We start from the raw sequence: 13,125 nt of genomic DNA, 5'->3' as shown, positions 1-13,125 counted from the left end.
TCGCAAGGGCGGCGGCGAGACCTGGCGCGCGACCCGGGCTGACCTGATCTTCGGCTCCAATGCGGAACTGCGCGCGGTGGCCGAGGTCTATGCCGAGAACGGCCATGAGGAGAAGTTCGTGAAGGACTTCGTCAAGGCCTGGACCAAGGTGATGAACGCCGACCGGTTCGACCTCGCCTGATCGCCCGCCCCGGTCCTGCGTCACGCCGCGGGACCGGGGCGGCCAACGGACGACGGGTCGCGGGCCCGCCCCCGGGGACATGGGCCTGGGGGCGGGTCTTTTTTTTGAGGCTTAGAGCCACAAAAGCCCCGCATGTGCGCCTTCAAAATGTGTCCTTTGTGGCTTTAAGCGGCGCGGCATCCTCGCGCAGAGCCGAGTGAACAATGTCCATGTCCGGGCCGCCGGAAACATCGACCGCGCCGCCTTTCAGGACGCGCACGACGGTGACACCGTTGATCGCGCGGTCCATTGCGATGCTGAATTGATGTGTGCGCCCCATCGAAATCGCGCGGTCCCATGCGGCGGCGAAGCTCGCTGCGTCCGGGCGGTCGCGAAGACGGTAGGCGGACCGGCGCCCCATGCCCACAGCCTTTGCCGCCTGTCCGACCGAGCCCATCGCCTCGAGCGCGCGGATGAAATTGGCCTGTGTTTCGGGTGTCCAGCCGTCGGCGCGAAGGCGCTGCGCGGCGACGGGGGCAAAGGCGAGGCGGGTGCCGGCGAGGAGCGGGGCGGGTGCGGGGTTCTGTTCCATCCGCCAGTATGGAGCACGGCCCGATAATGTAGGAAAGCCCTTTTGCGCGCCGATCGCCGCCGGCTGACCCCACGCTGGGTTCCCGTTTTCGCGGGAATGTCGAAATTATGTGACACAGAATGTCGCTAGGGTTCTGACCCTAGGCGGTCGTTAGCCGCGCTTTCCTCGATCGAACCCCCTCTCCGCGTGGTCAGAGCCCGATATTGCGGCACAGGCCATGGAGTTTCCGCACCTTGGGGTGATCGGCGCCATATTGCCCGCGAAACTCGGCCTTTTTTGCGCAAGCGGCTTTCTGGCGCGGCGTGGCCTGCGCCGCGCTCTCCTTCTGGTGCGCCCGGCTGTGCCGCAGCGTGGATTTCAGAAGCATGTCCTGGCGCACGACATCGGCGTGCCGTTCGAGCAGGTCGGTGGGCAGATCCTGTGCGAGCGCCGGCGGCGCGGCGAGGGCAAGCGCGATAAGGGCGGTCCATGACTTGTCTGGCATATGGCCTCCATCGGTCGGGTGCAGCATAGCGGGCGAGCGGGCGAGACGATAGCGTCACTGCGCGAACGGTTCGATCCGCGCGCCGAGCTGATTTCGCCGGCGGCCGCCGCCTGCCCCGCAAACGCCCAAAATGGTCGTTCGCCCGACCACGATGTTAACACCGTAAATTTTTACTTGACCGCGCAGCCCGGTTCGGCCAATGTTTACGACGATAACATTGAGTCGGAAAGGACAGGCGGATGAAAACCTTGCTCTATGCCATTGGACCGATGCTGTTCGACTCGCTCGGCATACTCGTCTTTGCGGTGCTGCTGGTCGCCGGAGCGGGGATCGTGCCCGCGACGATCGCGGGAACCGTCGTCGCGCTCGCGGTTGTCGGTTATGAACTGGTGCGCGGCAAGAAGGTCGCGGCGCTGCAATGGATCAGCCTCGCGTCGGTGCTCCTCACCGCCGCGGCGACCTTGTTCACCGGCGACCCGCGCTTCGTGATGGCGAAGCCGACGATCGTCTATCTAATCGTCGGGTCGGTGATGCTGCGCCGCGGCTGGCTCAATCGCTATATCCTGCCCGAGCAGCTCGCGATCGTCGGCGATGTGATGGACCGGTTCGGGATGATATGGGCGGCGCTGATGTTTTTAAGCGCGGGGCTCAACCTCGTCATCGCGCTCTTCTTCACCGAATGGTGGCCGCTGTTTATCGGGATATTCCCGCTGGCGTCGAAGTTCGGGCTGTTCGCGGTCCATATCGCGGTGGTGCATTTTATCGGGCAGGCGCGGCTGCGCCGCCGCGCGGGCGGCGAGCTGCAACCGCTCGCTACCGAATAGGGCTTAGTCTGCGTCGAGCCCGTAGGCGGTGTGGAGGACGCGCACCGCGAGTTCGGTTTCATCCTCGTCGATCAGCACGCTGACCTTGATCTCGCTGGTCGAGATCGCCTGGATGTTGATGCCGCGGTCGGCCAATGCGCGGAACATCGTGCTCGCGACCCCCGCGTGGCTCTTCATGCCGACGCCGACGACGCTGATCTTCGCGACCTTGTCGTCGCTGATGATGCGGTTGAAGCCGATCTTGTCCTTCGCACCTTCGAGCAGGTCGATCGAGCGGAGGAGGTCGACGGCGGGAACGGTGAAGGTCACGTCGGTCTCGCCCTTTTCGCGGCCGACATTCTGGATGATCATGTCGACATTGATCCCGGCCGCGGCGAGCGGGCCGAAGATGTTGGCGACCGCGCCCGGCTTGTCGGGCACGCGCGTGACGATGATCTTGGCTTCATTCTTGTCGTGGGCGATGCCGGTGATCAGCTGCCGTTCCATCTGATGTTCCTCTATTTCCTCGTCGCTGACGATCATCGTGCCTTTTTTGGGAGCCTCGTCGCCCTCGACGAAGCTGGAGAGGACCTGCACCCGCACGCCCTCTTTCATCGCGAGCCCGACCGAGCGGGTCTGGAGCACTTTCGCGCCGACGCTCGCGAGCTCGAGCATTTCCTCATAGGTCACATAGTCGAGCTTGCGCGCGCGCGCGACGATACGCGGGTCGGTGGTGTAGACGCCGTCGACGTCGGTGTAGATGTCGCAGCGGTCGGCCTTGAGCGCCGCCGCCACCGCGACCGCGCTGGTATCCGAGCCGCCGCGGCCGAGCGTTGAGACGCGGCCGTCGTCCATCAGGCCCTGGAAGCCGGGGATGACCGCAACCTCGCCCTTCGCCATCGCGGCGCCGAGCGCGCCGGTGTCGATGTCGGCGATGCGCGCGCGGGCGTGCGCTTCCTCGGTGCGGATCGGGAGCTGCCAGCCGAGCCAGCTGCGCGCGGGGGTGCCCATCGCCTGCAACGTCAGTGCGAGCAGCCCCGAGGTGATCTGTTCGCCCGCAGCGACGACGACGTCATATTCGGCGGGGTCGTAGCGCGGGTTCGCCTCGCGGCAAAAATTGACGAGCCGGTCGGTCTCACCCGCCATCGCCGAGACGACGACCGCGACCTCGTTACCGTTGGCGACTTCGCGCGCGACGAGTTTCGCCACGGTGCGAATCCGCTCGGTGCCCGCCATCGACGTGCCCCCGAATTTCATCACGATCCGCGCCATCTCGCCCCGCTTTCCTGAACTGGTTTCGGCCGCAACTTTTTCAAGCATTTCCGCGGCGCTCGCGTCGTTAGGCAAGGGGAAGGGCGATGGCAAGACCGGCAACGCACGCATGGGATAGAATTTCTTGCATGGCGCGAGGCGTGGTGCCACATCGCAGGACATGAGCGCCGCCACGATCAACCCGCACGAAGCCGCCCATTTCGGGGCGCTCGCCGCCGACTGGTGGGATCCGCACGGCTCGTCGGCGATGCTGCACAAGCTCAATCCGGTGCGCCTGTCCTATATCCGCGACCAGATCGACGCGCATTGGCATGTCGATGCGCGCGAACGCTATGCGCTGGCGGGACGGAGCGCGATCGATGTCGGTTGCGGTGCGGGGCTGCTTGCCGAACCGCTCGCGCGGATGGGCGCGACGGTGACGGGTGTTGATGCGGCGCCGGAAAATATTGCCGCGGCGCGCGATCATGCGGCGGGGCAAGGGCTTTCGATCGATTACCGCGCGGGTGAGTTGGCGAACCTGGAAGATCTTTCCCCGTTCGTGTCGAGCGAAGTCGAGACACCGGGAAGGCCTGCGCTGCCGATGGGCATCTCGACTTCGCTCGATGCGAACGGAAAAAGAAAGAAGCGGCAGTTCGACCTCGTCACCTCGATGGAGGTGGTCGAGCATGTCACCGACCCTGCGGCGTTCATCGGCGAACTCGCGGCGCGCCTCGCGCCCGGCGGGCTGATGATCCTGTCGACGCCCAACCGGACGATGCTGTCGAAGCTGCTGCTCGTCGAGGCGGCCGAGCGTGTCGGCGCGGTGCCGCGCGGGACGCATGACTGGGACCAGTTTCTCAAGCCCGAGGAGCTGGCGAAATTGCTCGAAGGCGCGGGGCTCGAGGTCATCGACCGCACCGGCCTGTCGCCGTCGCCCGCCAAGGGCTTCAAGCTCGGCGGCAGCGAGGCGCTCAACTATCTGGTCGCGGCGCGGTGGCCAGCATAGGCCGCGACCCGCGGGTCGACGCCTATATCGCGAAGGCGCAGCCCTTTGCGCAGCCGATCCTGACCCATTTGCGCGACCTCGTGCACAAACATGCGCCGGGCACCGAAGAGACGCTGAAATGGGGCGTGCCGGCCTTCGTGCTGAAGGGGCAGAATCTGGCGGGCATGGCGGCGTTCAAGGAGCATGCGACCTTCGGTTTCTGGCGCGACGAGGAAGTCACCGGATCGCCGCGCGATACCGGGGCAATGGGCAGCATGGGGCGGCTGACTTCGCTCGCCGATCTGCCGCCGGACGAGCGGATGGCGGCATGGATCGGGAAAGCCGCGGCGCTCTGTGCCGAAGGCAAGCCCAAGCGGCCGCCGCCGAAGACCAAGGCGGCGCTCGACCTGCCGGGCGATCTCGGTTCGGCCCTGAAGGCCAGTCCTGCGGCGCAGCGCCATTGGGATGCCTTCTCGCCCGGCAAGCGACGCGACTATATCGAATGGGTGATCGAGGCGAAGCGCGAAGCAACGCGCGTCAAGCGCATCGCAACGGTCGTCGCGCAGGTCGCCGAGGGCAAGGAGCGGAACTGGAAATACAAGGGCTGTTGACCAGAGCGTCGCCCCTGCGAAGGAGTTAAGGGTCGGATTGTCCCCCGGACAATCCTTGGACATGCGGGGCATGTCCAACCTTTAACTGGCCGCTGTCGGTTTACGCGGAGATGCTGGACAAAGCCGCCAACGACCCCCGCCTTTGCGGGGGTTGACGCTTCGGAACGCTTCGCATTCCGTGGCGCGTCAAAAATCCACATCCTCATAATATTTCGGCGGGCTGACGATCTCCATCCGCTCGGCCAGCAGCGGCCGAAAGCTCGGGCGCGATTTCAGCCCCGAATACCAGCCCTTGGTCTGCTCATGCCCCGTCCAGTCGATGCCGCCGAGATAGTCGGCGACCGAGATATGCGCGGCGGCGGTCAGATCGGCGAGGCTCATCGTCGCGCCGGCGAGCCAGGTGCGGTGGTCGATGAGGTAATCGACATAGTCGAGATGGTTGTTCGCCGCCTTCATCGCCTCGCGCAGCGCGCCGCCGTCGGGCGGCTGGCGGTGGACGATGCGCTTCTGCATGCGCTCGAACAGCAGGGGGCCGGTGACTTCATAATAGAAATCATGGTCGAACCATGACGTCAGCCGGCGGATCTCGGCGCGGTTCGCCGCGGTGCCGTTGATCATCGCCTTGCCTTCGACGGTTTCCTCGAAATATTCGGCGATCGCGTTGCTGTCCATCAGCACCTGGCCGCGTCCCTGATCGACCATCACCGGCGTGCGTCCCGCCGGGTTCAGGTCGATGAACTCGTCGCGGCGCTCCCACGGCGATTCGCGCACCAATTCATAACCGACGCCCTTTTCGCCCAGCAAAAGGCGGACCTTGCGCGAAAAGGGACAGAGCGGGAATTGATAGAGTTGCCACATGGGCCTGGCATAGCGGCAGCGGGGTGCCGCGCGCAACGGCTATGGCGACGGCAATAAATAGGGACAGTCCCTATTTATTGCGTCAGCGCCGCGACGCCTCGCGCTCGCGTTCCCATTGCGCAGCAAAGTCGCGCGCCATGTCCTTGAGCACGGGCGCATAGGCCGCAAGCGCCGAGGCGGCGTGCCCCGCCATGCGCGTGCTCGCACGGACGTCGGCGCCCATCCGTTCGGCATAATCGGGATCGCGGCCGGTCACTTCGCCCAGCGTGGCGTCGGGCGGGATATAGGCGGCGTCGGATTCGGGATCGATCTGCGCGACGGCCTTCGCGAGCGGGCCGACCTGCATCTGCATCAGCGCGCCGACCATCGCCGTGATGGTGTCGGCCATCCGGTCCTGCGTCACGGGGTCGTTGAGCGTCGCGACCGTGCCCTGCATTTCATTGGCGGCAGCCGGCAGCGGCGCGGCGAGCGCGAGCAGGGGGAGGGCGATCAACGTGAAACGGGTCATGGCTCCATCCTTTCAAAGGACGCAAGGGTTCAGCAAAGCGGCGTTTATAGGGATGCGACGCTTTCGCTGGGCTGAACGGGTGCGGGGATGCGATGGATCGCTTTAGCGGCGCGACGAATGATCCTCCCTGTCGCGCAGCGATGGGGAGGTGGCAGCGCGAAGCGCTGACGGAGGGGCTTTCGGCGCGAGGTTGCGGCCCCTCCACCACTCGCTTCGCGAGCGGTCCCCCTCCCCATGGCTGCGCCACAGGGAGGATTGGCATTACTCCGCCGCGACCACCTCGGCTTCGGCATCGCTCAGCGGATGCGCGAGGCGGATCAGCATTTCCTTCGGGCAGACCTGCCAGAACTGGTCCCGCCAGCGATCCCAGTCGGCGAGGACTTCGCTCGACCATTTGCTGCCCGTTGCCTTGGCATGATCCTCGACAAGTTCCTTCACCACGCCTTCCCAATGGGCGCTGTCGATCCGCTGCCACACGATCGATTCGCTATTGGCGCGGCGTTCGAACTGGCCGTCGGTGTCGAGGATGAACGCCATGCCGCCGGTCATGCCCGCGCCGAAGTTCGATCCGACGGGGCCAAGGATCACCGCGGTGCCGCCGGTCATATATTCACAGCCGTTGGCGCCGCAGCCCTCGACGACGACCTTCGCGCCCGAGTTGCGCACCGCGAAACGCTCGCCCGCCTGACCCGCCGCGAGCAATGTGCCCGCGGTTGCGCCATAGAGGACGGTGTTGCCGACGATGCTGTTGTGCTGGCTGACGAGCGGGCTGGAGACGGTCGGGCGCACGATGATGCGGCCGCCCGACAAACCCTTGCCGACATAGTCGTTCGCGTCGCCGAACACTTCCAGCGTGATTCCGCTGCACAGGAACGCGCCAAGCGACTGGCCCGCGGTGCCGCGTAGGCGCACCTGGACATGGTCGTCGGCGAGCCCCTTCATCCCGAAGCGCGCGGTGACCTCGGCTGACAGGCGCGTGCCGACGGCGCGGTGCGTATTGCGGACATTGTAGGTCAGCTGCATACGCTCGCCACGCTCGAACAGCGGTTTCGCGTCATTGAGGATCTGCGCGTCGAGGCTGTCGGGCACCGGATTGCGGAAGCTCGGCCCCTGCGAGCGGCGCTGGTCGTCGGGCGCGTCGACCTTGGCGAGGATCGGATTGAGGTCGAGGTCGTCGAGATGCTCGGCGCCGCGGCTGACCTGGCGCAGCAATTCGGTGCGGCCGATCACCTCGTCGAGGCTCGTGACGCCCAGCTTGGCAAGGATTTCGCGCACTTCCTCGGCGATGAAGGTCATCAGGTTGATGACCTTCTCCGGCGAGCCCGTGAACTTCTGGCGCAGTTTTTCGTCCTGCGTGCAGACGCCGACGGGGCAGGTGTTGCTGTGGCACTGGCGCACCATGATGCAGCCCATCGCGACGAGGCTCAGCGTCCCGATGCCATATTCCTCGGCTCCCAAGATGGCGGCGATCACGATGTCGCGCCCGGTCTTGAGCCCGCCGTCGGTGCGGAGGCGGATACGGTGGCGGAGGCCGTTGAGGGTGAGGACCTGATTGACTTCGCTGAGGCCCATTTCCCACGGCGTGCCGGCATATTTGACGCTCGTCTGCGGCGAAGCGCCGGTGCCGCCGGTGTTGCCGGCGACGAGGATGACGTCGGCGTGGGCCTTGGCTACGCCCGCCGCGACGGTGCCGATGCCCGCGCTCGATACCAGCTTCACGCAGACGCGGGCCTTCGGGTTGATCTGCTTGAGGTCGTAGATGAGCTGCGCCAGATCCTCGATCGAATAGATGTCGTGGTGCGGGGGCGGGCTGATCAGCGTCACCCCCGGCGTCGCATGGCGCAGGCGGGCGATGAATTCGGTGACCTTGAAGCCCGGAAGCTGGCCGCCTTCGCCGGGCTTGGCGCCCTGCGCGACCTTGATCTCGATCTCGTCGCACGCGCCGAGATATTCGGCGGTGACGCCGAAACGGCCGCTCGCGATCTGCTTGATGTTGCTGTTGGCGTTGTCGCCGTTCGCATAGGGGCGGTAGCGTTCGCTCGCTTCGCCGCCTTCGCCCGACACCGCCTTGGCGCCGATGCGGTTCATTGCGATCGCCAGCGTTTCATGCGCTTCGGGCGACAGCGCGCCGAGCGACATGCCCGGGGTGACGAAGCGCTTGCGGATCTCGGTGATCGCCTCGACGCTGTCGAGCGCGACGCCCTGAGCGGGATAGTTGAACTCCATCAGGTCGCGAAGGTAGATCGGCGGCAGGTCGGCGACCCCGCGCGCGAATTGCAGATAGGTCGAGTAGCTGTCGGTCGCGACCGCGGTTTGCAACAGGTGCATCAGCTGCGCCGAATAGGCATGCGCCTCGCCGCCCGCGCGCTGGCGGTAGAAGCCGCCGATGGGGAGGGTGGTGACGCGGCCGTCGAATGCGGCGCTGTGCTTGTCGGTCGCGTTGATGAACAGCGACTGATAGCCCTCGCCCGAAATCTTCGCCGGCATGCCGGGGAAGAGATCGTTGACGAGCGCGCGGCTCAGACCCACCGCCTCGAAATTATAGCCGCCGCGATAGGAGGAGATCACCGCGATCCCCATCTTGGCGAGGATTTTGAGCAGACCGTCGTCGATCGCCTTGCGGAAGCGCAGGCGGCAGTCGTCGAGGCTCAGTTCGCCGAACAGGCCGCGCGCCTGCCGGTCGGCGATTGCCGCCTCGGCCAGATAGGCGTGGACCGTCGTCGCGCCGACCCCGACGAGCACGGCGAAGGCGTGGGTGTCGAGCACCTCCGCCGAACGCACGTTGATCGAGGCGTAGCTGCGCAGCCCCTTGCGCACGAGGTGCGTGTGGACCGCGGCGGCGGCGAGAACCATCGCCATGCCGACGCGGCCTTCGCCGATATTCTGGTCGGAGAGGAACAGCTCGCTTCGGCCGGCGCGCACCGCTTCTTCGGCCTCGCGGCGGACACGCGCGATCGCGTCGCGCAGCGTCGAGGCATCGCCGCCGACGGGGAAGGTGCAGTCGATGTCGGCGACTGCATCGCCGAAATAGGCGCGCAGGCGATCCCAATCGTCGCCGACGAGCACGGGGCTGTCGATGACGAGGACGTGGTCGCTCTGCCCCTTTTCGTCGAGGATGTTCGCGAGGTTGGCGAAGCGCGTCTTGAGGCTCATCACATGCCGTTCGCGCAGGGAGTCGATCGGCGGGTTGGTGACCTGGCTGAAATTCTGGCGGAAGAATTGCGCGACGTGGCGCGGCTTGTCGGAGATGACCGCCAGCGGCGTGTCGTCGCCCATCGATCCGATCGCTTCCTTCGCATCCTCGACCATCGGCGACAGGATGAGCTCCATATCCTCCATGGTGAGGCCCGCGGCGACCTGGCGGCGGAGCAGTTCCTGACGATCCCATTGCGGCAGCGTCGACTTGCCGCCCTTGGGCAGGTCGGCCATCGTGCGGAAGCCCTTGACGCGCGAAGGATAATCCTGCGCGTCGGCGATCTTGTCCTTGATCGCGAGGTCTTCGTAGAGCGTGCCTTCGTCGAGATCGACCGCGATCATCTGGCCGGGACCGAGGCGGCCCTTCTTGCGGATGCTCGCTTCGGGGAGCAGCACCATCCCGCTTTCGGACCCGACGACGAGCAGATTGTCGGCGGTCAGCGTGTAGCGCAGCGGACGGAGCGCGTTGCGGTCCATGCCCGCGACCGCCCAGCGGCCGTCGGTCATCGCGAGCGCGGCGGGGCCGTCCCACGGCTCCATTACGCTGGCGAGATAGCTGTACATCGCGCGGTGGTTGTCGGGGACGTCGCATTCGCTCGTCCACGCCTCGGGGACGAGGATCAGCTTCGCGGTCGGCGCGTCGCGGCCGGCGCGGCACAGCGCCTCGAACACCGCGTCGAGCGCGGCGGTGTCCGATGCGCCCGCGGGGATCACCGGCTTGATGTCTTCCGAATGCTCGCCGAACGCGAGGCTCGCCATCTTGATCTCGTGGCTCTTCATCCAGTTCTTGTTGCCGCGGATCGTGTTGATCTCGCCATTGTGGGCGAGGCAGCGGAACGGCTGCGCGAGCCACCATTGCGGGAAGGTGTTCGTCGAATAGCGCTGGTGAAAGATCGCGACGCGGCTTTCGAACAGCTTGTTCATCAGGTCGGGATAGAAATCGCCAAGGCTCTCGGCGAGGAACAGGCCCTTGTAGATGATCGAGCGCGCCGACAGGCTGCAGATATAGAAGTCGGCGATCTGCGCCGCGATCACCTTTTTCTCGATGCGGCGGCGGACGAGATAGAGCTGCTTTTCGAACTCGGCGATCGTCTGTTCGTCGGGCAGGGGACCCGCGATCATGATCTGCTCGATTTCGGGGCGCGTGCGCTGCGCCTTGTCGCCGATCACCGACACGTCGACCGGCACCTGGCGCCAGCCATAGATGGTGAAGCCCGCGTCGATGATTTCGGCTTCGACGATCGTGCGGCATTCCTCCTGCGCGCCCAGATCGGTGCGCGGCAGGAAGATCATGCCGACGGCGAGGCGGTTCGGGCGCACCTTGTGGCCCGATGCGGCGATCGCATCGTCGAAGAAGCGGACCGGCAGGTCGACATGGATGCCCGCCCCATCCCCGGTCTTGCCGTCGGCATCGACTGCGCCGCGGTGCCACACGGCACGCAAGGCTTCGATCGCCGCCTCGACAACGCGGCGCGACGCCTTGCCGTCGGTCGCCGCGACCATGCCGACGCCGCAGGCATCGGATTCCATGTCGGGGCGATACATGCCTTCGGCTTCGAGCCGCGCGTGTTCGGGGGTGGGGTAGTGGGTCATGTCGATGTTCCTGACAGGTCCTATTTTATCGTCATCCCGGCGAAGGCCGGGATCTCTGCGGTGCGTTCTCACTTTACCGGCGAGATCCCGGCCTTCGCCGGGATGACGACAGTGTTTTAGTCGGCGGGTATTATTTCATTCGTTCCACGCGGGCGTTGGCCTGTTGCCTCAAGGCATCCATTTTCTCGCCCAGCTCGAAATAGGCATTTTCCATCTCTTGATATTGCTTGCGTTCGGCGTCGGACCAATCGCTGCGGTCATCGGCCGCGGCGTCTGCGGCAGCTTCGGCTGCGCCCGCCGCAGCGGCGTCCATTTCCGTTGCCATCGCTTCGTCCGCCGCTGCCGTCGCCGCATCGGCCGCGGCGTCGACCGCATAATCGTCGGCAGCCTCGACCGCGACCGTGTCGGTCGTTTCGACGCTGTCGGTCTTCCACATGTCGCGCTGTTCCTTCAGCAGCTTCACATCGACCTTCATCAGCTTCGCCAGCTTGCCGAGTTCCTTGTCGTCGAAGTCGGCGAGCTGCTTTTCCTTCGGCAGCTCCTTGAAATCCTTTTCGAGCTCGGGCGCACGGTCGATGAATTTGGTGACCAGCGGCGGCACCGCCTTGAGCACCGCGAGCATCACTTCGGGATCGGCCTGCAATGCCATCCATTCGCTCGCATAGATATTGCCGGTCGGGGTCGCGAGAAAACCGTTGATGTCGGTGAGCTGTGCGCCGGTGAACTTGCGGGCATAGGCTTTGGCGAGGCCGCTCCGCATCGGCGGTTCCATGTCGCCCAGCACTTCGCTGATCAACGGCTTGATCACCTTGGTGATCTGGTCTTCGCGTTCCTTGCGGTGCGGGTCGAACATATCGGCGACCTTGCCCTTCGTCGCTTCATCGAGCTTGGCGATCTGTTCGCTTTCGACGCCGGTCTGGATCGAGAGCATCAGGTCGGACTGGCCGCCGAACTCGCCCATGATCGTCTTGAACATCTTGCCATAAAGATTATCGACCATCTTCTCGATGCTGCCGTTCGGGATCAGCGCGGCGGTCGTCCGCTCTGCGAGCGTCAGGCGTGCGGGGTCGATCGGCGGCAGGTTGCTCGTGTCGAACATTTTTTCGACGAGCGCGATCGCCTCGTCCATTTCCTTCTGCATCTTGGCCTTTGCCGCTTCGGCAGAGGCTTCGCTGTCGACTTCGACCACGCTGTCGTCGTGCGGATGCACGACCTCCGCGGTCGGCGCCTCCTCCGGCGCGGCATGGGTCGGCGCGCCGAGCGGCAGCATCGCCACGGCGCCGGCAAGCAGGATCGATTTCATTTTCGTCATCGTTCGGGCCCTTTTCAGAAATATTGTGGTCACGCTTTTTTCTCCTCGTCGGCGCGACCCAGTACTTCTTGCAGTTCCTCCTGCAGTTTTTTCAGCTCTTCGGGCAACTTCTCCATGCTCTTCGTCATCGCATCGCGCTGCCATGTGGAAATGTCGGGATCCGACATAATTCCCATTGATTCGGTCACGTAAAGCCCGCCGGTCGGGGTGCTGAAGAAAGCGTACATTTCATTCATCTGCGCGACGGTGAAACGCCGTGCATAGGCCCGCGACATGGCCTCGATCATCTTCGGCATTTCGGCTTTGAGCTGATCGATCGCTGACCGCGTCTGGCGCTCGATAAAGCGGTCGAAGACCTTCACGACTTCCGGGTTTTCGAGTCTTCCTTCGGCCTCGATGCGCTGTTTGATGCCGGGCGTAAAATTGGCCATCATCGCGGTTATCATCTGCTCGACCATTGCATCGCGCTGTTCGGCGGGCATCAAGGTCGCCATCAATCGTTGCGCGCTCGCCAGCCGATCGGCGGTCACCTCTACGGCAGGCTCGGACGGTTCGGCATGCGCCGAAATTGGCGTTGCGACGAGCGCGACGCCAAACAGCGCGGATTTCCATCTTGGCATAGGCATGATCCTTTCCCTGTTGGTCATGCTGCCTTCTTTTCGCTTTTCGCCTTGGCTTTCAACCACTTTGCCATCTGCTCGCTGACATCGCGGCCGTCGCGGATGCCCCAGACCACCAGACTGGCGCCGCGGACGATGTCGCCCGCTGCAAAA

12 protein-coding genes are annotated in these 13,125 nt (G+C 65.0%); 4 read left to right on the top strand and 8 right to left on the bottom strand.

The features are described 5' to 3' along the window. The coding region (locus tag VJ811_RS00335) for a hypothetical protein (RefSeq protein ID WP_324070072.1) at positions 1-181 on the top strand (181 nt) is incomplete at its 5' end. Between the two features lie 142 nt (positions 182-323). On the opposite strand, the gene VJ811_RS00330 is transcribed toward VJ811_RS00335, so the two are convergent. After that, positions 324-752 carry a hypothetical protein gene (locus tag VJ811_RS00330; RefSeq protein WP_324070070.1) on the bottom strand — a complete coding sequence of 143 codons (429 nt, stop codon included), beginning with the start codon at positions 750-752 and terminating at the stop codon, positions 324-326. Positions 753-942: 190 nt separating this feature from the next. Next, entirely contained in the window at positions 943-1,236 is a 294-nt protein-coding gene (locus tag VJ811_RS00325; RefSeq protein ID WP_324070068.1) for a hypothetical protein, read from the bottom strand. 239 nt (positions 1,237-1,475) lie between these two features. Here VJ811_RS00325 and VJ811_RS00320 point away from each other — a divergent pair, with 239 nt between their 5' ends. Beyond that, positions 1,476-2,060, top strand: coding sequence for an inner membrane-spanning protein YciB (locus VJ811_RS00320; protein WP_324070066.1), 585 nt, complete (start codon positions 1,476-1,478; stop codon positions 2,058-2,060). 3 nt (positions 2,061-2,063) lie between these two features. Here VJ811_RS00320 and VJ811_RS00315 read toward each other — a convergent pair whose 3' ends face one another. Next, the gene (locus tag VJ811_RS00315; RefSeq protein WP_324070074.1) at positions 2,064-3,311 is read right to left on the bottom strand and encodes an aspartate kinase; all 1,248 of its coding nucleotides are present in this window, start codon (positions 3,309-3,311) and stop codon (positions 2,064-2,066) included. A gap of 160 nt (positions 3,312-3,471) precedes the next feature. Here VJ811_RS00315 and ubiG point away from each other — a divergent pair, with 160 nt between their 5' ends. Together ubiG and VJ811_RS00305 are read left to right on the top strand one after the other, a co-directional pair. Continuing rightward, the gene (gene ubiG / locus VJ811_RS00310; protein WP_324070063.1) at positions 3,472-4,296 is read left to right on the top strand and encodes a bifunctional 2-polyprenyl-6-hydroxyphenol methylase/3-demethylubiquinol 3-O-methyltransferase UbiG; all 825 of its coding nucleotides are present in this window, start codon (positions 3,472-3,474) and stop codon (positions 4,294-4,296) included. Further along, the gene (locus VJ811_RS00305; RefSeq protein ID WP_324070061.1) at positions 4,284-4,886 is read left to right on the top strand and encodes a YdeI/OmpD-associated family protein; all 603 of its coding nucleotides are present in this window, start codon (positions 4,284-4,286) and stop codon (positions 4,884-4,886) included. Before ubiG ends, VJ811_RS00305 begins: the two co-directional genes overlap by 13 nt. Before the next feature lie 186 nt (positions 4,887-5,072). On the opposite strand, the gene VJ811_RS00300 is transcribed toward VJ811_RS00305, so the two are convergent. The 5 genes from VJ811_RS00300 to VJ811_RS00280 all read right to left on the bottom strand — a co-directional run bounded on the left by VJ811_RS00300 (position 5,073) and on the right by VJ811_RS00280 (position 12,999). Continuing rightward, positions 5,073-5,744: a glutathione S-transferase family protein gene (locus tag VJ811_RS00300; protein ID WP_324070060.1), complete on the bottom strand. Its 672-nt coding sequence runs from the start codon at positions 5,742-5,744 to the stop codon at positions 5,073-5,075. Between the two features lie 82 nt (positions 5,745-5,826). After that, on the bottom strand, positions 5,827-6,252 hold the full coding sequence (locus VJ811_RS00295) for a hypothetical protein (RefSeq protein ID WP_324070058.1): 426 nt from the start codon (positions 6,250-6,252) through the stop codon (positions 5,827-5,829). 261 nt (positions 6,253-6,513) lie between these two features. Next, complete coding sequence (gltB, locus tag VJ811_RS00290; RefSeq protein WP_324070056.1) at positions 6,514-11,040, bottom strand: glutamate synthase large subunit; 4,527 nt, start codon at positions 11,038-11,040, stop codon at positions 6,514-6,516. A gap of 130 nt (positions 11,041-11,170) precedes the next feature. Continuing rightward, positions 11,171-12,352 carry a DUF2059 domain-containing protein gene (locus VJ811_RS00285; RefSeq protein WP_324070054.1) on the bottom strand — a complete coding sequence of 394 codons (1,182 nt, stop codon included), beginning with the start codon at positions 12,350-12,352 and terminating at the stop codon, positions 11,171-11,173. Positions 12,353-12,381: 29 nt separating this feature from the next. Further along, positions 12,382-12,999: a DUF2059 domain-containing protein gene (locus VJ811_RS00280; protein WP_324070052.1), complete on the bottom strand. Its 618-nt coding sequence runs from the start codon at positions 12,997-12,999 to the stop codon at positions 12,382-12,384. Positions 13,000-13,125: the final 126 nt, after the last annotated feature.

This window comes from Sphingopyxis sp., assembly GCF_035250425.1.
Lineage (GTDB): Bacteria > Pseudomonadota > Alphaproteobacteria > Sphingomonadales > Sphingomonadaceae > Sphingopyxis.
This window is presented reverse-complemented; position numbering and strand designations above follow the sequence as displayed.